Source organism: Thalassolituus hydrocarboniclasticus (genome assembly GCF_025345565.1).
GTDB lineage: Bacteria > Pseudomonadota > Gammaproteobacteria > Pseudomonadales > Oceanobacteraceae > Venatoribacter > Venatoribacter hydrocarboniclasticus.
Map to the genome: position 1 here is coordinate 3,480,948 of NZ_CP054475.1, position 23,561 is coordinate 3,504,508.

The window sequence follows — 23,561 nt, forward strand, 5'->3', positions numbered from 1 at the left end:
GATGACTGATGTATTGCTGACCCTTTCTACCCGGCCACAGCAGGCAGAAGCGATTGCTGACTGGTTACTGGAACAGAACCTGCCTGGCTTTACCTCGTGGCAGGCTTTTGGTCACAGTAACCGCAACGAACAGTTAAGCCTGAGCGAACAGATACAGGGAAAACAGAAACGTACAGTAATCAGCCTGCACCTGCCGCCGCAACGGGCAGATGCTCTGCTGCAGCAGCTGGCTGCTGCTTTTCCACAGTACGATATTCATTACTGGCTGCAGCCACTGCTTGCCTGCGGTGCATTAAATCCGTATCTCAGTACGGCAGAGTAACCGTTACCTGCAAACCTCCGCGGCCGTTATTTAACGGCCGGTTTTTGAGCTGCAGCCTGCCCTGATACTGCGCCACGATATCGCTGACAATGGCCAGTCCCAAACCATAGCCTTTAACCGTTTCGTCCAGTCTTTCGCCCGGATTAATCAGTCCGGGAATTTTTTCTTCTGCAATTCCCGGCCCGTCATCACAGATACAGACCCGCAGCTGTCCCTCAGCCACACGGATATCCACGTCGACAGCTGACTGCGCCCATTTGCAGGCGTTATCCAGTAAATTACCGAAGAGTTCGATGATATCTTCACGGTCCCCGGGATAACGGATTGCGGCTGCCATATGACACTGCAACTGAATATGCGGATACAGTTTTTTCAGGGTCAGCAGCAACTGATCAAACATTTCATTCAGCTCAATTTTCGGTGCCCGGCTCATCAGTCCGGCAATACGTGCGCGCTTCATTTCGTTATCAATCTGTTGCCCCATGCGCTCGACCAGTTCCCGCGCCTCAGTCAGATTCTGCTGCTCAGCACCGCCGTTCTGTTCCTGCATATCGCTCAGGCGGTTAGCCAGAATAGCCAGCGGGGTTTTTAACGAATGGGATAAATTGCCCGATGCCAGACGGGCCCGGTTAAGCCGTTCACGGGTGCGCTCACCCAGTGCATTAATTTCATTCACCAGTCCGGTCAGCTCCTGCATAGCCGGGCGCGGCAGTTGCTCAATATCCTGTTGTGCCAGTTGTTTAAGCTGGGAACTGATCTGACTGAAAGGCTGCAGCGTACGCATCAGCAAGCGCCGCTGCCACAGAAAAAGCCCGGTCAGTAACAATGAAAATAAACCGGCAAGCCAGAAAAACGCATGCAGAAAAGCATTAATAATGGGCTGAAAATCCTCGCCCACCTGTACATGCAGGTGGCGATCACCCTGTTTCAGGGTCTGACTCAGAACATATAAATACTGGCCCTGCTCAAACGGCTGCCAGTGCCATTGCGGCTCGCCTTCTTTCACATCGTGAATATGTTCATCGCGCAGCCTGATGCCCTGCAGCGAAACCGACAGCAGTAAATCATCGTCACTGTTGATCTGAAAATAATGACCGGAAAAGGGCTGATTAAAGACCGGAGTTAAATGCTCATGCTCGATTTCGGGTATCGGGCCGGTCCAGCTCAGTTCATTCAGCAATAAATCACGGTCATGTTCGAGGCGGCTTTTAAAGTAATCCTGTGCGGCAATATTCAGTGCAATACCGGCGGCCAGCAACATAAACAACAGCACCAGCATCTGACCGCTGACCATATAGCGCAACAGACGCGCCGACAGAGACCACATCAGTTATCCCCCTGCTGTAATACATAACCCTGACCACGCAGGGTGCGGATACGCTGCTCGCCGATTTTACGCCGCAGACGGCGGATATAAACCTCCACCAGATTGTCATCTTTTTCTTCCTGCCAGCCATAGTGACTGTCGAGCAACTGCTGTTTGGAAACCGGTTTTCCGGCTTTTTGCATTAACAGGCGCAGCATACTGAACTCGGTGGCGGTCAGCTCCTGCTCCTGCCGCTGCTCGTTCAGCATAACTTTTTGCCGCTCTTCATCCAGTGTCAGCCCATAAACGGTTAAGCGTAACTGGCCATCCTGCTGCAGACGGCGGCGCATGGCTTCCAGGCGCGCCAGCAGCTCTTCTTTGCGGAAGGGTTTACCCAGATAATCATCGGCACCGGCATTCAGGCCATCGACCCGCTCCTGCCAGCTGTTGCGCGCAGTCAGAATTAATACCGGCATCAGAATGCCCTGTGCACGCCAGTGCTGCAAAACCTGCAACCCCGGCGCACCCGGCAGGCCGAGATCCAGCACGGCCAGATCAAAGCGGCCGTTATGTACATCCGGATGGCTCATCGCCCAGTCGCCACGGTCAATGGCTTCAACCTGATAACCGGCCTGGGTTAAATAAAAAGCCACATCGCGGCTTAATTGCGGATCATCTTCTACCAGTAAAACCTGTGTCATATGAGCGCCATCTGTTTGTAATGCAAGCCTGCCGTCATTCTTTTATCCACGGCCACGTTTATTTTCTGCCATAAACGTCCTGCAGCCGTTCGATATCATCTTCTGCAAGATAATCTCCGGACTGAACTTCGATCATTTCCAGAAGAATATCGCCGTTATTTTCCAGCGAGTGAATATCGCCCAGCGCAATAAATGTCGATTCGTTAGCGTGCAGAACTTCGCTTGTGCGCACACCCGCACGCTCGCGGATAACCGTTGCTTCACCGCGCACCACTACCCAGTGCTCGGCGCGAAAACGGTGACGCTGCAGCGATAAACGCCCACCGCTTTTTACCCGCAGACGCTTGATTTTATACCCGTCGCCCGGATGCAGAACTTCATAACTGCCCCAGGGGCGATATACCAGTCGTGGTTCTGTTTTACCCGCGTTGGCGGCAAGTGCCAGTGACCCCACCTGTTGTGCCTGATCTTTATGCGCAATCAGCAGGGCATCGGCGGTATCCACCACTAATAAATCCTGTACACCCAATAACGCAATATCGCGCCCGCTGCTGCTGTGCAGATAATTATTGTGGCTGTGTTGAAAACGTCCGTGAGCGGCTGCGCTGTTGTGCACAATATTTCCCTGTGCATCGGCCTCCCCCAGTTCGCTGAGCGCCTGCCAGTTACCAATATCATTCCAGCCGCTGTTAACCAGTGGTGCCGCAACCACCGCCTGCGCAATCGCACTGAGCGGTTCAAGCAGGGCAATATCCACGGGTAAATGCGGGCATTGTTGCAAAGGTCCGGTGGCCGGACGGATAAAATCAAGATCCTGCTGCGCCTGTGCCATCGCTTCCTGCGTTGCAGCAAACAGCGCTGGCTGATATTCGCTCAGGCGCTGTAAAAAAGCCTGAACCTGCCAGAAAAAAATACCGCTGTTCCATAACCAGCCAGCCTGTTGCCGGGTATTAGCCGCCAGCCATTGTGCAGCGGTGTGCACATCGGGTTTTTCGCGGAATTCCACAACCTGCCCGCTCGCATCTTTACGTAAATAGCCAAACCCCGTTGCGGCATAGTCAGGCTCAATACCAAAAATACCGGCGGCGCCCTGGCTGACCTGTGCCTGCAACGACACAATCGCCTGTGCCAATACCGCGTTATTGCTCAGCGTCTGATCGGCGGGCATCGCCAGCATCAGCGTCTGTTCACGATGTTCCGCGGGCTTCTGTGAATTATGCGCCAGATGCTGCGCCGCCAGCGCCAGAGCCTGGGCGGTATTGCGCCCCTCGTCTTCCAGCACAATCTGCGCACGGATATTCAGCGCCCGGCATTGTTCGGCGGCGAGAAAACGCTGCGCCTCATGGCAGACAATAACAGGCTCCACCGCTGGCTGGCCGAGCCGCTGCAACAGATCCTGCGCGCGCAGCAGGGTTTGCTGCAGCAGCGACCGTTCAGGATCGAGCAGCGGCAGAAACTGCTTGGGGCAATCACGGGTAGACAGCGGCCACAGCCGTGTACCTGTACCACCGGCAAGAATGACAGGAATGATCATAGCGGGATTGAGGTCATCGTCTTTTGCATTCTGAAGCCGGCATTGTATGCTGCGCACCCGGTCTTTACGACCCGGACAGCAGGAACGGCCTGTCGGCTCCTGCTATTCCTTTTATTACCGGTTCCGCTTTCTGTCATGCTGATTCAGCCACGCCTGCTTCGTTTAGGTAAAAACCCCAAAGGCCGCGACTTTGTTGTCGGCGACCTGCACGGTTGTGTGCCTGCGCTGCACGCCCAGCTGCAACGTATGGGTTTTGATAAAAATCACGACCGCCTGATTTGCACCGGCGATCTGGTCGACCGCGGGCCGCAATCTCCCGAAGCGCTGGCACTGCTCGATGAGCCCTGGTTTTTTGCGGTTATTGGCAACCATGAGCAACTGCTGTACGAAGCCTTCCGCGAAGATAATGCCACCTCACGCGAGCTGATTTTACAGCACGGTGGTGACTGGATTCTGCAACACGATAAAAGCCTGTGGGACGACTGGTTCCGCCGTATAGAACAACTGCCGCTGGCGATTGAATTAATCAACCACCACGACGAAAGCGTGGCGGTTATTCACGCCGATTTCCCCCTCGCCGACTGGCAGGATTTTGACCAGCTGGATAATCATCTGGCCGAGCGCGCCATCTGGGCACGCGAGCCGTTTAAACAGAAAACGGCTGGCAATATTGCCGGAATCGACTGGATTATTTACGGCCATAACGTAACCGAGCACGAGCTGCGTATCGGCAACCGTCTGTATATTGATTCCGGGGCGTTTTTAGCGCGCGATTTTATAATTAAAGATATTGATCAGCTCTGATCCGCTTAAGACCAGAGCGGCTTTCAAAAAGAAGAGCGGCTTTCAAAGCAGAAGACTGTCAGAAAGAAGCGCCTTGCAGATAAGGCAGCCAGGCTTTGGGATAGTCTTTATCATAAATCACCACCTCATCGCGGTGATCGCCCGTCGCAGTATTCAGCTGTAATTCAAAGGCGTGCAGTAAATGATGCTCTGCCCCCAGCTGGGCATAATCGTCTGCGCTTAAATCCTGTTGCAGGCGCTTTAAATAAAAGCGGCCATTATGGCTGTAGATTTTATCGCCGATAATCGGATAACCCAGATGTGCCAGCTGTGCGCGGATCTGATGCTTACGCCCGCTCAGCAGCTCACACTCAATCAGGCTGTAACCATTAAAGGTTTTTAATACACGGAACCGGGTGGTTGCCAGCTTCGGGCTTTTAACCGTATCGGTTTCATCCTCTGCCACCACATGCATCTGCGAACGGATAGCACTGTCGGTTTTTTCTGCCAGAAAGGTCTGACACTCATAATGCTGCCAGTCGGGAACGTCATAAACCAGCGCGTGGTAAACCTTACGCTCAATTAAGCGCTCCAGTTTTTTCTTCCACTTTTTATCGGCATGGGCATAGTTAGCCAGCAGAATAATGCCCGAGGTTTCGGCATCCAGGCGGTGCAATAAATGCGCGTCTTTATGCACTGTAGCCCGGCGGAACAGACTGATCAGGGTATTAAATAAATTACGCGTAGTACGCGATACCGGCAGCGGTGCCGGTTTATGCACGGCCGTTAACTCCTGATTTTGCCAGAGTATTTTCCAGCCCGTATCAACCGCCTCTTCCTGATGATCGGGCAACAACAGACTGATGTTATCGCCTGGCTGTAATTCAGTATCGTCGTACTCAACCACGCCATTAACACACACAGCCCCCAGCGCCTGAGCTGCCGCCACCTGATCCTCTGACCAGTGGTGATAGGCCAGCAGCACCGAGGCACGCAGGCTGATCGCCTGATGCTCGTGCCAGCACAGCTCAAAGCCTTTGTCGGGGGCGGTTTTACTCACCGGTGTGTCCTCGTTAATACAGGGGGTGATTAAAGCATGAAATGGTGATGGGGCGCAGTGGATGAGTAGCCGCTGCGCGGGCTGACCTCTCGCTCCCACGCTCTGCGTGGTAGTGCCCGCTGCTTTGCTGGCTCTGGAAACGACTCGCTCCCACGCTCTGCGTGGTAGTGCCTGCTGCTTTGCTGGTTCTGGAAACGACTCGCTCCCACGCTCTGCGTAGTAGTGCCTGCTGCTTTGCTGGTTCTGAAAACGACTCGCTCCCACGCTCTGCGTGGTAGTGTGCTGGAGGTGGTTGCGTTCTGAGTTGTAGCCAATGCGGGGCAAGCCCCTGCGCCCCATGCAAGGAGAAGTATCTCCTTCCGATCCTCTCTTGCGGCTGTCCGGTGCTGTTCAGCCAACTGCAGCGATTATGCGGCACGCAAAACAATTCGCCCCGGATCGACTATATAAAACATCTATCCAGATGCATCGCTCCGGGGCAGGGTTTTGCTCTGAAGGCCGCAGAATCACTTGGTTGACTGGCGCCGCACAAATGCCGCGTTTATTCAGACGCAACGCGGCTTTTCAAAACAAACAAAAGCAAGAACTAAAAAGCGGCTTCGCGTCATGGTTTTTATGCGCCTGCAGGACGCCGGTGTGGATAATTCTGCGCCGGTAAGTCCCGGCATGGATGCCGGGCGAGCGAATAGGGCCATGGATGGCCCATTATTCGCGTTACCGAGACCGCAGGATTATTCAGATCGGGTAAAGTCCTGCACAGCGCGAAGCGGGCCGATTGTGTGCTCCTGCACAATCTGCATTTCCGCCATCCATCGCGGTCAGGAGTAAGCGCCCGACCGGCGTGAGGGGCAAGCCCCCTCAAAGAGGTCATGGGGCCGGTCGGCAGCTCAAAAAGCCAGACCGCGCAGCGGCTACTCTGCAGCAAAAATAAGACCACGACAGTGAACAACTGTCGCCCTTTGCCACTTGTAACCATTTTTATCAATTATTGAACCCATCCCCAAATTTCAGTACTCTTCAGACCAGCAGGGAAGCCGTATCCGCACGATATAACAACATCAGAACTCAGGCCGTCGGGTCTGTTTATCTGACTCAGCACCGATACCCTCCCTGCCCGAAATCCGACTGTTTTATCCACGCAATTCCTGCCCCGCGCTTATAAGGATGGGCGGCAGCGTGTCTGGATCAGCAATCAGTGGTTTTTTTGTGGGTAATGGCAAAACGTTGAATGTAAAGAAGTACTGATATACATACAGTATATTTCCGGATTTTAACGAAATTTAGCACGCTTTAGATTCGTGCTTGCTCGTTTTGCCGGAGGCCAGTAACTTAAACGCGAAGTTAATCAATAACTTACAACGTTAGTTGACAAGTTTATGTGCGCTGGAAATTAGAGTTAACAGGCGTGCGCGTTTTTCTGGAAGGGATATTTAAGTTATGGAAGATTTTTCAGGCGGGTCAATGTGTTACGTAGGAATACTCGAAAGAGTCTCCCCGAGTTAATGCGCACGCATACTAATAATCTGTTACAAGGCATCAGATAATTCATCATGAGACGAGAAGCTGTAGTAGAAGAAATTGATTTAAATCCTCTCGGTGAGATACGCATGGGATGTGATGCTTATGGTGTGGTTATAAAAACCAATTTTGGCTGCTTTGATATTTTCAAAGACATCCCTGTTCTAATCGGACATACCGACCATTCAAAGTGCATAACCCAATCTGAGTGTAAGCGTTATCTTTTAGTAAAAGGTAGTTTTGGCACTTACATCCTAGATATAAAAGAGCAATCTATAAGCATTTACAAAACAATCATCAGGGGAAAAAACAACGAATGGAGTGAGGAGCAAGCCATTTTTGGTAAAGATAAAACCCATATAAAAGGCTTTTCTCAAACCTATTATTTACAGTTTCCTTTCGTAAGGCAGGCTCAGTTCAATGAAGTCTTGTATAAGTTTGAGCGCTTGCGCAAACAGCAAATTGAGGCCGCAGTAAATGCCATGTAACAAGTCAATCAACTACGCGCCTTGCAGGCGCCGGACGCAGCAAAGCTGCGCCGGTTATTGAAGCGTTAACACTCAAAAGGAAGCTATATGAAGTATGTGAAGATTGAGCTTACACAAGGAAATATCAATAACGACCACCTTTACTTGTCATCCGTTATTGAGTTCTTTCCAAAAAGCTCTATCGGTGGCTCTAACATAGAATCTCAAGCAGAGACCCTTCTCGAAGTACATAGTGGTATTGAGAAGCCTGTTCTCACTGACATTGCCGGTGATAAAAAGATATTCCGCAAGCGGTCATGGGTTGGCGAGTTCTTTAAGGTACACGAGCTCAAAGCAGGTGATTACGTGGTAATCGAGCATACAGATAGTAATCGATATCATGTTTATCCAGCTCGAACATAATTCAGTGTTAACAAGCAAAGGCAGCATCACAAGCCGCTGATTGCGGCGTTACTTGCATCAAATAGCATGATTTACATTGAAGACAGCAGTTTCGATAACCAGCTTAAATTACTGGCTTACCTCTCCAGTAATACAGAACTCTATCTAGTCGCTTGGTTGTATCCGGAATCGAATTTGAAGAAGCTTCTCCACTTAGACTTGATTCGCTCCGATTTGAAACCGGTGACTACTTACGGAGATGGATTTCAGCCTAGGCATTCAGTGCCAATGCATTGCACTACTGAAATGGTGGCGAGACTATCCTCTCTGCGTGATGTCATCGAAAAGAATTGTGATAGTTTGGCTCTTTATCGACAGAATGAATCTAGCTGGGATTTTTGTACGATAGGACACGAAGGGATGTCATTGATCGCCGATGATATGTTACTGGATGATGTAAGAAAAGCTGGCTTTCAAGCTTCATTACAGGCACCGTCGTGGTGGTAGCAGGTAACAAGCGGCCGTTGAGGCCACTGAAAAGCGTGGCGGGAAGCGCAAAAAACGCGCGTCCAAAGGCCGAGCGTTAATTGGCTCCAGGTACAAAAATGTCAGATCACTATATTTGCTTTATTCCTGCTGAACCCGACTTTATTCCAGGCGAGGAGTCTCAGGCAGCCGCTGCTGCACTGATTCAAAAAGCATGGAATCTGAAAAAATCTGAGATCACGCCCGAAACCGATACCCACATTGTATTCAGGGACTGTGGCGAAAACTTTGAGTCTGTCCATTGTCCGCACTGCAGTGCTGAAATGGAGATCGGGAATTGGCAGGCCCTTATGGATCAAAACTACTCAGATGAAAATGGGTTCACGATCAGCACAATACAAACTCCCTGCTGCGGAAAGTCCACCACGCTGAACGATCTTTGTTATAAGTGGCCTATGGGTTTTAGTCGGTTCGTTCTGCGTACTGTCGACCCCGGATGTGAGATTTCCGATCACCTGCTTATCGAGCTGGAATCCGCTATAGGCTCCAAATTGCGCGTTATTCATCAGATGTACTGAGTGAATACGAGAGCATCTTCAGAATCATGGGCAAGTTAGTTTCCATATGGCATTAAGACAATGAAAAAAACACTTATAAAATTATACATCGTGATCTTTTTATCTTTATTGGCGACGATAACTATAGCAGCTGAAAGCTGGCGGGATAATTTACCCATCCGGATGATGTTTGTTCCTCAGAAGGGCATGCATCCAACAATAGAACAATCCAGCCTGATCTTTGTAAAATCTGGCTTCCTTTTCTCAGCGGAAGATATAAGCCGGGGTAACATTGTGTCATTCCGGAAAAGCGAAAATGATAAAGAATATATCTTTATCTGGCGGGTTATCGGCTTACCGGGAGACAGGGTTGTTACAGATAAGAATGACGTGATTCTGAACGGAAAATATTTATACCGGGAACCCGATGAGTCTGATTCGTCAGGTACTGTTTTCAGAGAATTTATCGGAGATATTAACTACAGAATCTCACTGGCTGGCAACGCGGAAAAGCACCCATATCAAGAGATTACAGTTCCCAACGGTTATCTCTTTGTGCTGGGCGACAACCGCAACGCGGCAAAAGATAGTCGCTATATCGGGCTGATTCCTATTGAATCGGTTATTGGCATTAAGATCTTTTAGTAGCAATATCGTCCGGCCATAACCAGCCCCTCTCACCCCACCATATAATCAAACCCCGCTACTATTACGGCGTAGCGGGCGGCCTTGCCGATGGCGACCAGCAGTAAAAATAATGGGAAATTAGCGCGTAATACGCCTGCAACCAGCGTCAGTAAATCACCCACTACTGGCAACCAGGCCAGCAGCATACTCCAGATACCGTAGCGGCCAAACCAGCGTTCGGCCTGTTGCCAGCGGCTGATATTCGACTGCGATTGTTGCCTGGCTATAACCCGGTCGGCTGCATAGTAGCCAATGGCATAGTTCAGCACGCTGCCGAGGGTATTGCCGGCACTGGCGACCAGCCACAATGCCAGCGGGTTCAGTTGCTGGCTGAGCAATACCAGCAGCAACCACTCAGAGCCAAGCGGTAACAGACTGGCAGCCAGTAAGGCGAGAATAAATAAACCACCGTAGCTGTACAGCCAGGGCCATTCACTGAGTATCATCCAATCGGGCATAGGGACTTTTGAGGGTTTAATAAAAACCGGATTAAAGCACGAACGGCCGGGGCTATACATGGCCATTCAGCACTGAACAAACCAGCACGAACAGAAATATACCAGGAGGGAGCGCTTAAGAGTCCGGTCTGCATCCCTGACACAACAGACATTACAATATACGATGCGGTACTATCTGCAGGACAGATTGCTCTGAGAATGACCACATTTCCCGGACCTGGTTAGGGCCAGCTATACGTTAATAAGGAACATGACATGGAACAACAATGGGAAAAGATGACCGCTATTTTTAATGCACGCGGTGGTTTTAATCTGCTTGAGTTAAACAACGGCGCAACCGCCGAAGAGATCGCCCAGCTTGAACAGCATACCGGGCTTGAATTGCCGCAGGCGTACAGAGACTTTCTGTCTGTGCATAATGGCCAGGAGCCTGGGGATGGCCGTGGTTTCTTCTTCGGCATCCGCTTGTTGTCGGTCAAAGAAATTATGCGCCAGTGGGATACCTGGGTCGCGCTTGAGAATGACGGCCTGAATGAAGATCTGGCCGATTCTATGGAGTCTTCTCCGGAGGGGGTTATCAAACCCCTCTACCTGAACAGAAAATGGCTGCCGATTACCCATGACCATGGTGGTAATCATATAGGTATCGATTTTGATCCTGATGTTAAAGGCAAGATGCATCAGATTATTTCATTCGGGCGTGATGAAGATACCAAGAAACTGAAGGCCGATTCGTTTGAAGAATTTATCGCTAAATTTATCGGCTATCTCGAAAGCGTTAACTGGGAATTAAACGCCGAACGCTGGGATATTAAAGACAAAGAATACGACATGCATTTCCATGACTGGAATGCGTTCTGATATGAGTGCCTGGCTGCCAGTAACCGAGTGTCAGTTACCTGATAATAGTAAGCAGATGACTATGAAAAATTATCTGAGCTGTTTCGTGCTGTTATTGGCCAGCAGCAATGCCTGCGCCGACAGGTCGTTAAACCAGGCACAAATTGAAGCCATAAGCCCCTATTTACTCAGTGCTGTTGCAGAAACACCCTACTCAGCTGTTATCAGGCACACAGATGCAAAGGTAATAGAGGGCACGGATGGCAGCCAGCATATTTATTATGCCGAGGTTGTCGATACCATTCGTGGGGTGCACAGAAACCGTATTCATTATTCGATGTCGGCAGAACCTGACGAGGCGCTCAGCCTGGACGATGCTGAGGTTCTGATAACGCTTTGCATAAATAACGACGGCTATTACTGGCCGGGAACAGGTGCACAGTTCCCGGCCGATAAGCAGCTGATTCAACGGGCGAAAAACCACGCGTTGCGTGCCAGCACCAATCAATCACATTTTTCTCAGTGTGACGATTGAGTTGGCCACCGGTGTCTGGTTGAAACCACATGATGGCAGAATATGAAAGCCTTGCGGAATATAGCCTCAATGGTTGTTATCGTCAGCCAATTAACCGGCTGTGTAGGTCTGGATATCGTTCATAGCCAGAAAACTTACTCGGGTGATCCGGCAAAGACAGAGGGTGCAACAAAGACCACCTATTATCGCAGTGATTATAAGTGGATTGGCCTATACCTGTCCTTTATCATTCCCATACCCCTGATTATTCCATACGGTAAAGAATCACAAACCCTGTGGATTAAAAATCAGGAGCTGATTTATCAGGAAGATATAAAAACAACCACAACAGGTTATGGCTGTTCCATCTGGATGGAGTGCGGCGAATTAATAACCTGAGGGAGTGTTTTGCTGGAGCCCGAGTCTTACCATTAACTTGTCGCCTTTTTTGAGTATTCACCAAAGGCTCTTACTCTGAATGTCAGACAATAAATACCAGAGCATGAATGCCAGAATGATCAGACTTGTACCCAAAGATAAATTTGACGATGAAGCCTGTGCCAATCTGCAGGCCGCCTCCGACGAAGATTTGCTACCTTATATTGCGGATCTGCTGGAATGTCTGCAGGACCTTAACTGGCCTATCGCCGGGCCGGTTGCTGAGCGCTTATCGTTACTTGGCAACGAGCTGGTACAGCCGGTATCAGATATTCTGAACAGCGACGACGAGATGTGGAAATACTGGATCATCTCCCATTTTCTGTATCTGGTAAGTGATGAGGTATTTCAGGCACTGCGTTTTAAACTGAACAGTATCCGCCTGCATCCAACCGCCAGCGAAACCGCAGAAGAAGTACAGAGTGCTGCCTGTGAACTTTTAATTTCTCGGCGTAACGCCTGACGAAATTTAATTCCTGCGGTAAAGCCATACTCCGTAGGGCCTGTTAACACGAATTAAGCAGGCCCCAGAAACCTGCGCCGGATAGTGCACTGATTCGCCGGGCGTACCCTTTTACAGTAAATAACCGCCATCAACTTCCAGTACCGCACTGCGCATCGCCAGTGACTGATCAGAGAGCAGAAACTCGATTGCACCAATCTGATCCTGCGCCGTCATCACCCGCCCCAGCACTGTATCCTTCATCGATTCAAACAGAGCATCCTGTTGCTCCGCATTCATCCCCGCCTTGCCCTGAATGGCCGTTGCAGTTACACCGGGGCGAACCGAATTAATACGGATACCTAAGCCTGAAAATTCCAGATTCGCCACCCGCACAATGGCTTCAAAAGCCGCTTTGCTGGCAGCATATACCGCCGCTTGCGGGAAGGCTTTGGTCACCACAATGCTGGATACAAACACCACACTGGAAGGGTTTTTCAGCAGCGGTTGTAACTGCTGCAGAGTAATAAAAGGGCCTTTGGTATTAATGGCGATGGCCTGGTCAAAGTCTTCTTCGCTGCTGGTTGCAATAGCCTGCGGATAAAACACACCGGCATTCAGCACTAAACCATCCAGTTGAATATTGTCTTTTTGCAGGGCTGCGGCCAGTTGTTTCAGCGCCCCGCCGTCAGCACTGTCAGCAACAAAGCCGCTGCAGCCGATCGCAGCACTTACCTGATTTACTTTCTGCTGATCACGCCCGGTAATAATCACATGATTGCCGTCGGCCGCCAGTTTCTCTGCCAGCGCCATGCCGATGCCTGCGGTGCCACCCGTAATCAGAATTGTTTTGCCATTCATATCCATTCTCCTCGTTGTTTGTTGTACGGCAGATTAGCAACTTGTCAGGTCGCCCATAAGGCATCAATATACGCACTTACTGGTTCTCATCTGGCAACAAAGTACTTTCTGCCGGCCCTCTCCGGCCATTGTTCATCAGAGGTTTTATGTCCTATCTCAATCTGCCGCTGCTGCATGTTTTTCATCTGGTTGCGGAACGTGGCAGCTTTCAGGCGGCGGCCAGCGAGCTGAACCTGCCGCGTTCGTCGGTCAGTAAGAAGATTCGTCAGCTTGAGGAGTTTGTCGGCCAGCCGTTATTACAACGCTCAACCCGGCAGCTGCAGTTAACCGATGTCGGCCGTAATTTATTACTGGGAACCGGTGAGCTGAACAAGGTACTGAGCAATCTTAGTGGCCTGCTGGATGATATGCAGACCTCTCCGAAAGGCCGGGTAAAAATCAGTGCCAGTATATTGATGGGTCAGGCCCGGCTGGTGCCGGTACTGAAGAAACTGCGCGGACAATTTCCCGATATTGAACTGGAATTAAATCTCGATGACCGTAATGTGGATTTGCTGGCAGAAAACGTGGACATTGCCATCCGTATTGGCCAGCTGCCCGATTCCTCTTTAATTGCGCGCAAAATTGGCGAAAAACACTGGGGCTGGTTTGCCTCGCCACAGTATCTGGCCGAACGCGGTCAGCCGGACACTCCTGCCGATCTCGCCCGGCACGATTGTCTGGTGTTCGGCGCCCTGAACTTCTGGCCTTTCCGCAACCGCGCGGGCCAGACGGAGAATATCGAAGTCAGCCCCGCCATAAAAACCAATAACAGCCGCGCTCTGGTGGATATGGCCAGCGCCGGGCTGGGCATTATTATGCTCGATCCGGAATTTATCCGTCCGGAAAGAGAAAGCGGCCGTTTAGTACCGGTACTCAGCGGCTGGCAGCACCCGGAAAACAGCCCGATTAATCTGGTGTGCGTCGGCGAACGAACCAAAGCCGCTCAGGCGGTATGGCAGTTTTTGCTGGATGAATTTCAGCAATCAGACCATCTGTAGCGGCAATTTCATAAAAAATCGCTTCAATTTTTAATATCCGCAGACCCGCGGCTCACAAGGCTGGTATTGACCATGAATGATGACATCAGAAAAGAAATCCGGGGTTGTATAAAAATATGCGACAACCCTTTTGTACGCAGTGATCCGTCATCCACCGATCTGACCCTGAGCGCAGTGGATGCACTGTGCGAAAAATATGCAGTGGATGATATTTTAGCGATTCTGCAGGCAGAGTTTGAACGGCTGGAAATCGTTATTAAGGGGCGGGTCGGCAGCGGCACTGCCTATGAATTTATGCTGCTGAATCAGGATGCGCATTACAACTGCAAGGCAGCTATTGCTCATTTGCGTCAGCGGCAAGCGGCGGATTTATAAACGCCGCCCACAAAAAAAGCCTCCGCAGAGCACTATTGTCCCGTAGTTTTTAATCAGCACCGTAGCTGACAAAAGCAGCATTTTTTAGCATCCAGGCCCAGTGCCTCGCAGGGGAACTTATCCCCTTGCCGGCGGGCCGACCCCAGCTTTGCGCTTTCTGGGCCGAGATCCTTATTCACTCGGTTTTTACTGACCACGCGTATATCGGCCATCCATGGCCACATACGCTTGTCTGGCATCCATGCCAGACAGATCGTAAAAATCATCATTCATTGCGGCGGCCCCAGAGGCGCGGAAAACTCTCACCGCAATGCCGCTTTTCAGATGAAACGTGTTCTTTTAAATATCATGTCTCATACTTGAAATACGGCTGAGCGGATTACTTAAACCGGCGATCGTGCGGCGCCAGACAACCAGATGATTCTGCGGCCTTCAGAGCAAAACCCTGCCCCGTAACGCTACAAATGTTTGGTGTTTTAAAGCGTCGTTCCGGGGCGAATTGTTTTGCGTGCCGCATAATCACAGTTGGCTGCCCTCTTTTTTCTAAGTCAGGCCGGACGCGCCGAAAAGAGAGGATCGTAAGGAGATACCTCTCCTTGCAGGGGGCCAGGGGCTTGCCCCGGAAAGGCGTTTCAGATTGAAAAACAGTAGTTGATGAATGCTGCAGTTTGGAGTGACACAATGTCACTCCAAACTGTGGGACAGCAGTGCTCCGCAGAGGCTTTTTTACTTTCCGGAAATCACTGTGAGTCAGCGTTTTCCAGTGGCTTAACCCACAGCACACCCACATCCACTTTAATCACTTCGACCATAGTGCCTTTAGCAATGGGTTCGAAGCTTTTCAGTTTCCAGCGAATACCGGAATAGGCGTACTCGGTTTTACCGGCACCATCGACGTCTTCCTCCAGCATAAATGGCTGGCGGGCAAAGTCGCTTCTGATGCTGTCTTTCTGTACTTTGTTCTGCATCCGTTGCAAGGGTTTCCACAGCGCCAGAGCCAGTACCGCTGTCAGAACAGTATTACTCCACAGCGCTGCGGTTGCGGTTGCAGGCAACAGATCCAGACTCATTGCAAAACCGGTAATCAGCAGCGATGCGCCGAAAAACAGCAGAATAAAGGTCGCAAAACCCAGTACCGCCACTTCAATAATCAGTGCGGCAATACCGGCGACCATCAGTGTCTGGGGAAGATTCTGTTGCAGCAATTCCATAATTTATTCCTTTTTATTATTCAGAGAATTGATGATTGCCATCGACTGAGCCACCAGCGAGCTGGCATCGGTACCTGCATCCGGCAGCAGCACAACCGAGGATTCTTTGGCGATAGCCGCTTTGGCTTCAATCGCTTTGGTTGCCAGATCCAGCTGAATGGCTTTCTGACCTTCGGCGGTATTAGCCGCTTCACCGATCTTACGCAGCGCTTCGGCTTTTGCTTCAGCAACGGCCAGAATCGCCTGGGCTTCACCTTCGGCGTTTAATACCTGTTCGGCTTTATCGGCCTCTGCCGCCAGAACCTGAGCCTGTTTACGGCCTTCGGCAACGTTAATCGCTGCCTGACGGTCACCTTCAGATTCAAGAATCTGAGCACGCTTAACCCGTTCGGCTTTCATCTGCGCTTCCATCGATTCCATTACCGATTTAGGCGGCACAATATCTTTGATTTCGTAACGCAGTACCTGAATACCCCATGGCTCGGAGGCTTCGTTAATTGACGATACGATATTGGTGTTCAGCACGCTGCGTTCTTCGAAGGTGCGGTCGAGTTCCATTTTACCCAGTTCAGAACGCATGGTGGTCTGTGCCAGCTGGGTAACCGCAAATACGTAATCATCCACACCGTAGGTGGCTTTATACGGATCGAGCACACGGAAATAGAGCACACCGTCTACCGACAGGGTGATGTTGTCTTTGGTGATGGCTGACTGGCTTGGTACATCGACGGCCTGTTCCTTCAGGCTGCGGTCGGAAGCTACACGGTCAACAAAAGGAATGACAAAGTTCAGACCGGCTTCTTTGGTGCCCTGGTATTTACCAAAACGTTCAACCAGCCAGGCACGGTTCTGCGGTACGAAGATGATGCTTTTTTTCAGCACCACCAGAATAAAAATCAGCGCAAAGGCTTCGACCGAAAAGAGCTTACTCAGCAAATATTCCATGAATAGTGTTTCCTTGTTGAATTAAAGGCCAGTTTAACACCAGCCCCTGACACGGCGCAGCAGCCATTGGCCTGATTTTACAATTCCATGCATAGGCTGCGACAGGGTTCGCAAAAGTGCTCAGGCATCTTGCTGATAAAGAACATTCTTTGAACATATCGGCACATGCAGTCAGATTACGGCACCTCAGCACCCGTTTGCGCCTGAATTCTGGCGTAATGTTCCCTTACCAAGGCGCACATCAGCCCGCACAATGGCCGCCAACCTGTCCCTTGTACCCATTACTCAGGAATACCCCATGCTGATGAATTTCTGGCAGACCATGCAGAACGGTTTTAAAAGTGAAGTTGGCGCGGTTTCGCTGGAGGAAATGCTGGCACGCCACACCACAGCCGAATCTCAGTTTATTGAGCTGCAGGGGATGAACGTACATTACCGTGATGTCTGTCGCTGTGCCGAACCGGAAAAAGCACCGGTGCTGATTCTGCTGCACGGTATTTTTTCGTCACTGCATACCTGGAATGACTGGACCGATATTCTCAGCAAAGATTTCCGCGTTATCAGTATCGACAGCCCGAACTTTGGCCTCACCGGCGCACATCCGCGCGGCATGTTTAAACATATCTACAGCGATTTTCTCAACGAATTTACCGACGCATTAGGCATTAAGCAGTGCTCATTGGCCGGTAATTCTCTGGGCGGCTGGATGAGCTGGGAGTTTGCCGGCCGTTATCCACACAAGGTTGATAAGGTTATTCTGCTCGACAGTGCCGGTTTCTTTTTTGTACCACCACCGGTATTGCTGAGTATGGGGCTGCCGTTAAGTGGCTGGATGGCGTCGATGATGCCGGTGCCGCGCAAAGCCATGTATGCCACCATCCGCACCACTTACAGCAGGAAAGAACGCCTGAGCAAGCCGGTGATGGAACGCTACTACGATCTGTTTATGCGCGCCGGTAACCGTGCAGCCGGGGCGGCGGTATTACGCTTTATCCGTAATCGCGCCGGTTTTGATACTGCGCCCCTGAAGAAGGTAACTCAGCCGGTATTGATTATGTGGGGCCGCAACGATGCCTGGATTCCGCTTGCTCACGCCGAGAAATTCGCCAAAGCCCTGCCTCAGGCGCGCACCATTATTTATGATGATTGCGGTCATATGCCGATGGAAGAATTGCCGGCCGAAAGTGCCGCCGATGCGCTGGCTTTTTTAAAGCAATAAAAATGACCCGGGGCACCTCTGAATTATGCATCTGAGTCATTCAGAGGTACACCGGGTAACGGGAGCAACGCGTTCAGCGCCCGTTACCTTTCATAAATAAGCGCAAATTTTTCATCGCCATCGTCTGTACTTTATTCTTAAGCAGCGGCGTCCAGCCCAGTAATAAGCCCGGCAGTCCCAGCGCCTGACGGCTCCAGCTCCAGAAGTTAAAGCGATCGTCGTGGCGGATTATTTTGCCGTCGCGAAATTCAAAGCTGGCATCGATTTTATTGTGCACCCGCCGGCCGGTCTGGCTGAAGGTGTACAGCGCCTCCCAGTGTGCCCTTATCCGGCCATTGTCTTCACTTACAGAAAAACTCAGCTGCATATCTTTGCCGCGCTCGCACAGCATCTGCCACATGGCGCCGATTTCTTCTGCGCCATTCAGCCTGAAAGCTTCATCGCGGAAGGTCGCCTGCGGGTGATAGCACTGCGCCATGGTCTGATAATCCTTTTGCTGAAAGGCGCGATAGAAGCGTTCGATCAATGCTTTGTTGCCGGATTCAGTCATGTCCTGCTCCTGTTCTGATAATCAGCCTGATCATTCTGGCGCAATATCCGGTACGTCAGAAGGTGGCACATATGACCAACATGGTAGACAATCAGGTCATAACATCCGGAGATGCACCCATGCCGCGCTGCGTTATTCTCGCCCTTGATCACAGCCCCCTGTCATCCGTTTCCGGGCCGCTGGAAATTCTGCTGCTGGGCGCGCGTCTGGCTGCCGCCCACGACTGGCAGATTGAGGTCGCGGCAGAAAACACAACGCAGATCCGTGGTCAGGGTGGTATCTGCCTGAGTGCCCATACCCGTCTGGCCGATGTCAGTCAGGCCGATTTACTGATCGTCGCCGCCATCGGTGATCCGCGTCTGCGCAGCGACGCCCTGCAGGCCAATACCCTGCAACAGATACACACTCTTCATCAGCGTGGCACCCGTATGGTGAGTATCTGCACCGGAGCTTTTGTGCTGGCAGCGGCGGGCATACTGGAAGGCAGACAGGCCACCAGCCACTGGGCGGTTAGCGACTGGCTGCAGCAGCAATTTCCCGCTGTGTTATGGCAGAGAAACTCCATGCTGACCCACGACGGCAATATCAGCTGCTCCGGTGGAGCCAGCGCCTATCAGGATATGAGTCTGCAACTGGTGCGCGATTATTTTGGTGAAAGTGTCGCCCTGCAGGTGGCGCGTACGGTGCTGATTGATTCCGACCGCCACAGCCAGTTGCAGTACATCGGTTTTATGCCTGAGCGTCAGCATCAGGATGAACGTATTCTGGAAATTCAGGACTGGCTTGATCTGCATGGCTGTGAGCCTTTTAACCTCGCCGATCTGGCCGCGCAGATTCACCTCAGCGAGCGCCAGTTCAAACGCCGTTTTACCCAGGCCGTGCGGCAATCGCCGCTGGCCTATATTCAGGCTTTGCGTATGGAAAAAGCCCGCCAGGCGCTGAGCGGCAGCCGCCGTCAGGTTGAGCAGATTGCGCGCGAATGCGGTTACGACGATGTGCGTTTTTTCCGCGAACTGTTCCGCCGCAGCACAGGTCTGACACCACAGGCTTACCGGCAGAAATTTGCCCGTTGGCAGCCGTAATAACACCGGTCAGAATAGAAACAATCTACACGCGAAGGATCACCATGAATAACACCACCACAGCCACAACCCTGCGCCAGCAATTTATAGAGGAAGCCAAACAACGGTTGCTGACGATGTTTAACAACAGCAAACAGCGCATTAAAGCCAGCGATGCTGAGCGCTTCCGTTTGCAGGGATTTATGCAGGCCGGTGTGTTTCTCGGATTAAGCAACAACAACGAGTTGCAGCAGTTAATGGAGGAGATGCACAAGCAGGTGTTTTCTATGAGTATCCGTGAGCGTCGTCTGCAGCAGGAAGCTGGCCGGATCAGCAATACCGTTGATTACAGCTTTTATGATGCTCCGGCGTTTAACCGGCAGACATCGGGTCTGCCCGATCCGGAGTAACAACCATAGCGAACGGGCAAAAACGAGCGCTGAATTCTCATTCCCAAGCTCCGCGTGGGAATGCAGCTCCGTCAGCAAAGGCTACCACGCAGAGCGTGGGAGCCAGGTGTTCAGGAATATTCACTGATCTTATTCTCGTTCCCAAGCTCCGCGTGGGAATGCAGCTGCGCCAGCAAGGACTACCACGCAGAGCGTGGGAGCCAGATGCAATGCCATAAAACACAGCATAAAAAAACGGGAGCCGCAGCTCCCGTTTTTATAGCAGAGTTAAATCACTGACCGTTGGCCGTCGCATGCCAGCGCTGATTCGCACCGCCATGTACGCCATACATAATCAGCGTTGAGGTATTACCACCGGAAACGTCCAGCACCTGGTTGCTGTCGATGCGTGAGCGCAACAGTTTGCCGGCATAATTAAACTGCTGAGCCGGGTTATTGGCATCACAGTCGGCCAGCTGCAGTAAGGTATGGTCGTAGATCAGACCCTCCGGCACTTCCAGACACTTGGCTCCGGCCACGCCGCTGACCATCAGACCGGTAGCCGTATCAAAACGCCACAGCTGATTGGCACTGGTGTTACAGGCTTCCATCGCCACCAGCGCACCGGTATGACTGCCACCGGTGGCGCTGATGCACTGGCCGGTGGATTCGCTGCGGTATTGTGCATAACGGTTTTCCGCCGACATTAAGCGCAGTTCCCACTGCTGGTTGGCACCACCGTGATAACTCCACTGGCCAACGTTAGCGTCATTACCTGTACCGAAAGCATCGGCCACGATATTGCTGTTGTGCTTGCTGGCCAGCTTGTTACCGCTGTAGGTCCAGCGCAGGTTGTCGGAATCCACACAATCCCAGATCACCACACCGCCGTCGTTATAGGCCTGACCGCGGTTATCCAGACACTTATCCGGATTCGCCTTGTTGCGGAACATCTGATTGGCGGCATCATAACGCCACTTCTGATCCTGCGAGGTCAGCTTACAATCCCACAGCTGCACATTGCTGCCGTTGCTGAGCTGGTCATCATTGCCGGGAATATCCATACAGCGGCCGCTGGCGCGGTTAACGATGGAGAACCAGTTTTCATCGGAGCTGGAATACTTCGGTGAATCATTGGCAATCGCCCGCTCCCACATCTGCAGATAGGCTTCCGCCGAGTTCATCACCGACTCATAAATGCGTGAGTTGGAATGGGTGCGGATATCCTGAATATGGTCAGCCACCAGACCATAATGGGCCAGGCCTTCGTTATTCAGGTCAAAGATGCGGTTACCGGTTTTCTGTTTATCGATCACCACACCGGCTTCGGTTTCAAACGGATAAATCAGCGGATCGGTATCGGTGTTATCACGCGGATAAGCCTGTGAGCCAATGCCACCCATATCGGTAGCGAACGGCACGCCGACCAGATAGCCGGTTGGCTCAATCAGGTCGATAAATTCGCCGATGCTCCAGTTCAGGCTGTTGGCGCTGCTGTTATACGGCGACATCATACCGCCGGCACGGGCGATGCGTTCGTGTACTTCGTGAGCCGCCCCATCCGGTTTGCGGTGCATATGGCTGTGGCCGGAAATCACGCCGGAATAATTACGCGACTCGACAATATCCATAATGGCGCGCGCGCTCTTAACCGAGGTGTGATCAATTTCGATGATCATGCCTTTATCGATCATACGCTGCACCAGGTACTCACCATTGGCGCTCAGTCCATGCTGGTTGCAGTGACGACGGCTTTCATCGTATTGCGGATTGAGGCCGACACCGGCAAGAATATCCTTGATCACCGGCACGGTGCCCAGCAGCGGGAAACCACTGGTCATGCGCGAGCCATCGGTTCCGGCATCACAGACTTCGGTTTCAAAGAAACGGCCAGCCGACAGCCACTGACCGACGTTGATAAAGCCATCTTCCATACGTGTACCACCGAGCTGGTTGTCAAAACGGTGGACCGGGAACAGCGCGCGCACGCCGGCGTCGTACACTTCCTGCAGCTGACGTTCGATGCTTTCTTTGCTGCAGCCGTCTTTCAGACCGCAGTTAAACAATTCAGACGCTTCAATGCCCATCAGCACCGCCAGCTTGCCATCGGCAATGACTTTGCGGGCTTCCTGCGGGGTTTTTACCAGACGGAAGAAACCTTTGCCCGGCCCGCCCTGCTGCGCATCGATATAATCCTGCATCTGCTGCAGACGACGGATCTGCAGATGGATACTGGCCATGGTGTTGCAGTTATTGGGGTTGATCCAGCTGCCCGGGTTAACGGTTTTCTGCACATTACACAGAACCTCGTTTTCCACCAGATGGCTGACCATCATCTGCAGACCACCTTTGTGCGCCCGCTCGATCCACTTGTAGTAGTACTGCATATGCGACACCTGCTTACGGTTCGGCCAGAACGGGAAATCCGGCCAGCCGCGGGTATCGTAGCGGTGGTTTACATCGTCATAACCCATCAGGTTGCCGATGATATCGAGGGAACCAGAAGGACCATGAATTTCGGCGCTGTCACGCAGTGCGGTTTCAATCCCCCAGCGATGGAAAGGCTCACCGTGCAGGAACTTGCCGCCCATGAACTCATAGGACGAGATATGGGTATGCGGGTCGATAGCACCACGGACAGGCTCACTCACATCGCCTTTCGGTACTTCACCCACAGTGTTCAGCTCAGCTTCCGGGAATGGCTTACAGTCGCTTTTCGGCACCAGATTAAATTCGGTTTCCGAACCGGCGTTGGTCGGATTGAGAATATCAATCACGTACAGACCGCCATCGGCATAATGACCGGTGCTGCCGTAGTTATGGCGCAGTATTTTGGCCAGCTTAGGGCCATAAAAACTGAAGCGGTAGCCGCCGTTATCCTGGCTATGAGCGGTGATTTTGAACTCGGCAAATTCACCGGCATAACGTCCGGCCGAAATTTCATTCGGCAGATGGGTTGCCAGATAACGGCCGTCTTTATCCGTCAGCATATAGTGGAAAAACGATGTCGGTTTAAAGTAGAAGCTGGCCGCTGAATCCAGATCGGTCGCTTTTAATTGCCAGCCGAGGCCATTATCAATAGCACCGCCTTTGGTATAGCGGTTCATATACTTGCCGTTGGCCGGTGACTGAATGGCATAACAACCCTGGGCCAGTTCATGTACCGCCATTTCGGCGTTCTGACGTTCCTCCACCGGGGCCGGTGCAGGAGGTGGTTGCGAGAAAGCAGCAGCCTGCTGTGCATAAAACAGCGTACTGCCAAATAATGCTGCACCACCGACCACTGAGGTCAGCAGCCAGCGCTGCGTATGTGCTGAGTTTTTCATTATTATGTGTCCATGCGAACCGGCAGCAGCAAAATCCTGCTGCCGAATAAAGTTCCGCTACGGCTGGCG

At 51.7% G+C, this 23,561-nt stretch carries 26 protein-coding genes; 16 read left to right on the plus strand and 10 right to left on the minus strand.

What is annotated here, in order from left to right:
• The first annotated feature begins 1 nt into the window (after position 1).
• On the plus strand, positions 2-322 hold the full coding sequence (locus tag HUF19_RS15530) for a DUF3240 family protein (RefSeq protein WP_260997471.1): 321 nt from the start codon (positions 2-4) through the stop codon (positions 320-322).
• On the opposite strand, the gene HUF19_RS15535 is transcribed toward HUF19_RS15530, so the two are convergent.
• The 3 genes from HUF19_RS15535 to HUF19_RS15545 are packed head-to-tail and all read right to left on the minus strand — an operon-like array spanning position 306 to position 3,863.
• Positions 306-1,649, minus strand: coding sequence for a sensor histidine kinase (locus HUF19_RS15535; RefSeq protein ID WP_260997472.1), 1,344 nt, complete (start codon positions 1,647-1,649; stop codon positions 306-308). The genes HUF19_RS15530 and HUF19_RS15535 overlap by 17 nt on opposite strands.
• Positions 1,649-2,329: a response regulator transcription factor gene (locus HUF19_RS15540; RefSeq protein ID WP_145466589.1), complete on the minus strand. Its 681-nt coding sequence runs from the start codon at positions 2,327-2,329 to the stop codon at positions 1,649-1,651. The genes HUF19_RS15535 and HUF19_RS15540 overlap by 1 nt, the downstream gene beginning before the upstream one ends.
• A 58-nt stretch (positions 2,330-2,387) precedes the next feature.
• Positions 2,388-3,863, minus strand: a complete 1,476-nt coding sequence (locus tag HUF19_RS15545; RefSeq protein ID WP_260997473.1) for a mannose-1-phosphate guanylyltransferase/mannose-6-phosphate isomerase — start codon at positions 3,861-3,863, stop codon at positions 2,388-2,390.
• Between the two features lie 135 nt (positions 3,864-3,998).
• On the opposite strand from HUF19_RS15545, the gene HUF19_RS15550 reads away from it, so the two are divergent.
• Positions 3,999-4,667 carry a metallophosphoesterase gene (locus HUF19_RS15550; protein ID WP_260997474.1) on the plus strand — a complete coding sequence of 223 codons (669 nt, stop codon included), beginning with the start codon at positions 3,999-4,001 and terminating at the stop codon, positions 4,665-4,667.
• Positions 4,668-4,725: 58 nt separating this feature from the next.
• Here HUF19_RS15550 and HUF19_RS15555 read toward each other — a convergent pair whose 3' ends face one another.
• On the minus strand, positions 4,726-5,706 hold the full coding sequence (locus HUF19_RS15555; protein WP_260997475.1) for an RluA family pseudouridine synthase: 981 nt from the start codon (positions 5,704-5,706) through the stop codon (positions 4,726-4,728).
• Positions 5,707-7,256: 1,550 nt separating this feature from the next.
• Between HUF19_RS15555 and HUF19_RS15560 the strand changes: the two genes are divergently transcribed.
• From HUF19_RS15560 to lepB, 5 genes are all read left to right on the plus strand, one after another.
• The gene (locus HUF19_RS15560; protein WP_260997476.1) at positions 7,257-7,712 is read left to right on the plus strand and encodes a hypothetical protein; all 456 of its coding nucleotides are present in this window, start codon (positions 7,257-7,259) and stop codon (positions 7,710-7,712) included.
• Positions 7,713-7,799: 87 nt separating this feature from the next.
• Complete coding sequence (locus tag HUF19_RS15565; RefSeq protein WP_260997477.1) at positions 7,800-8,114, plus strand: DNA binding protein; 315 nt, start codon at positions 7,800-7,802, stop codon at positions 8,112-8,114.
• Positions 8,115-8,180: 66 nt separating this feature from the next.
• The gene (locus HUF19_RS15570) at positions 8,181-8,600 is read left to right on the plus strand and encodes a hypothetical protein (protein WP_260997478.1); all 420 of its coding nucleotides are present in this window, start codon (positions 8,181-8,183) and stop codon (positions 8,598-8,600) included.
• Positions 8,601-8,698: 98 nt separating this feature from the next.
• Positions 8,699-9,157, plus strand: a complete 459-nt coding sequence (locus HUF19_RS15575; RefSeq protein ID WP_260997479.1) for a hypothetical protein — start codon at positions 8,699-8,701, stop codon at positions 9,155-9,157.
• A gap of 60 nt (positions 9,158-9,217) precedes the next feature.
• Complete coding sequence (gene lepB, locus HUF19_RS15580) at positions 9,218-9,781, plus strand: signal peptidase I (protein ID WP_260997480.1); 564 nt, start codon at positions 9,218-9,220, stop codon at positions 9,779-9,781.
• Between the two features lie 32 nt (positions 9,782-9,813).
• On the opposite strand, the gene HUF19_RS15585 is transcribed toward lepB, so the two are convergent.
• The gene (locus HUF19_RS15585; protein WP_260997481.1) at positions 9,814-10,281 is read right to left on the minus strand and encodes a YqaA family protein; all 468 of its coding nucleotides are present in this window, start codon (positions 10,279-10,281) and stop codon (positions 9,814-9,816) included.
• A 255-nt stretch (positions 10,282-10,536) separates the two neighbouring features.
• On the opposite strand from HUF19_RS15585, the gene HUF19_RS15590 reads away from it, so the two are divergent.
• The 4 genes from HUF19_RS15590 to HUF19_RS15605 all read left to right on the plus strand — a co-directional run bounded on the left by HUF19_RS15590 (position 10,537) and on the right by HUF19_RS15605 (position 12,536).
• The gene (locus HUF19_RS15590; protein ID WP_260997482.1) at positions 10,537-11,142 is read left to right on the plus strand and encodes an SMI1/KNR4 family protein; all 606 of its coding nucleotides are present in this window, start codon (positions 10,537-10,539) and stop codon (positions 11,140-11,142) included.
• A gap of 61 nt (positions 11,143-11,203) precedes the next feature.
• Positions 11,204-11,656 (plus strand): hypothetical protein, encoded by a 453-nt coding sequence (locus tag HUF19_RS15595; protein WP_260997483.1) that lies wholly within the window; start codon positions 11,204-11,206, stop codon positions 11,654-11,656.
• 69 nt (positions 11,657-11,725) lie between these two features.
• A complete protein-coding gene (locus HUF19_RS15600) occupies positions 11,726-12,034 on the plus strand; it encodes a hypothetical protein (protein WP_260997484.1) in 309 nt (102 codons plus the stop codon).
• Positions 12,035-12,149: 115 nt separating this feature from the next.
• Positions 12,150-12,536, plus strand: a complete 387-nt coding sequence (locus HUF19_RS15605; RefSeq protein ID WP_260997485.1) for a DUF5071 domain-containing protein — start codon at positions 12,150-12,152, stop codon at positions 12,534-12,536.
• 111 nt (positions 12,537-12,647) lie between these two features.
• Here the strand turns inward: HUF19_RS15605 and HUF19_RS15610 are convergent, their stop codons facing one another.
• Entirely contained in the window at positions 12,648-13,376 is a 729-nt protein-coding gene (locus HUF19_RS15610) for an SDR family oxidoreductase (protein WP_260997486.1), read from the minus strand.
• A 146-nt stretch (positions 13,377-13,522) separates the two neighbouring features.
• Here HUF19_RS15610 and HUF19_RS15615 point away from each other — a divergent pair, with 146 nt between their 5' ends.
• Positions 13,523-14,416 (plus strand): LysR family transcriptional regulator, encoded by an 894-nt coding sequence (locus HUF19_RS15615; RefSeq protein WP_260997487.1) that lies wholly within the window; start codon positions 13,523-13,525, stop codon positions 14,414-14,416.
• A gap of 72 nt (positions 14,417-14,488) precedes the next feature.
• Positions 14,489-14,791, plus strand: a complete 303-nt coding sequence (locus tag HUF19_RS15620; protein ID WP_260997488.1) for a hypothetical protein — start codon at positions 14,489-14,491, stop codon at positions 14,789-14,791.
• Between the two features lie 740 nt (positions 14,792-15,531).
• Here HUF19_RS15620 and HUF19_RS15625 read toward each other — a convergent pair.
• Together HUF19_RS15625 and HUF19_RS15630 are read right to left on the minus strand one after the other, a co-directional pair.
• Complete coding sequence (locus HUF19_RS15625; RefSeq protein ID WP_260997489.1) at positions 15,532-16,002, minus strand: NfeD family protein; 471 nt, start codon at positions 16,000-16,002, stop codon at positions 15,532-15,534.
• Between the two features lie 3 nt (positions 16,003-16,005).
• Positions 16,006-16,947: an SPFH domain-containing protein gene (locus tag HUF19_RS15630; RefSeq protein WP_145466611.1), complete on the minus strand. Its 942-nt coding sequence runs from the start codon at positions 16,945-16,947 to the stop codon at positions 16,006-16,008.
• Between the two features lie 298 nt (positions 16,948-17,245).
• Between HUF19_RS15630 and HUF19_RS15635 the strand changes: the two genes are divergently transcribed.
• Positions 17,246-18,166: an alpha/beta fold hydrolase gene (locus HUF19_RS15635; protein ID WP_260997490.1), complete on the plus strand. Its 921-nt coding sequence runs from the start codon at positions 17,246-17,248 to the stop codon at positions 18,164-18,166.
• Between the two features lie 73 nt (positions 18,167-18,239).
• Here HUF19_RS15635 and HUF19_RS15640 read toward each other — a convergent pair whose 3' ends face one another.
• Positions 18,240-18,716 carry a nuclear transport factor 2 family protein gene (locus HUF19_RS15640; RefSeq protein ID WP_260997491.1) on the minus strand — a complete coding sequence of 159 codons (477 nt, stop codon included), beginning with the start codon at positions 18,714-18,716 and terminating at the stop codon, positions 18,240-18,242.
• A gap of 71 nt (positions 18,717-18,787) precedes the next feature.
• Here HUF19_RS15640 and HUF19_RS15645 point away from each other — a divergent pair, with 71 nt between their 5' ends.
• Both HUF19_RS15645 and HUF19_RS15650 read left to right on the plus strand, forming a co-directional pair.
• On the plus strand, positions 18,788-19,798 hold the full coding sequence (locus HUF19_RS15645) for a GlxA family transcriptional regulator (protein ID WP_260997492.1): 1,011 nt from the start codon (positions 18,788-18,790) through the stop codon (positions 19,796-19,798).
• Between the two features lie 44 nt (positions 19,799-19,842).
• Positions 19,843-20,187, plus strand: a complete 345-nt coding sequence (locus HUF19_RS15650; RefSeq protein ID WP_260997493.1) for a hypothetical protein — start codon at positions 19,843-19,845, stop codon at positions 20,185-20,187.
• A 272-nt stretch (positions 20,188-20,459) separates the two neighbouring features.
• Here the strand turns inward: HUF19_RS15650 and HUF19_RS15655 are convergent, their stop codons facing one another.
• The gene (locus HUF19_RS15655; RefSeq protein WP_260997494.1) at positions 20,460-23,492 is read right to left on the minus strand and encodes a ricin-type beta-trefoil lectin domain protein; all 3,033 of its coding nucleotides are present in this window, start codon (positions 23,490-23,492) and stop codon (positions 20,460-20,462) included.
• Positions 23,493-23,561 lie beyond the last annotated feature (69 nt).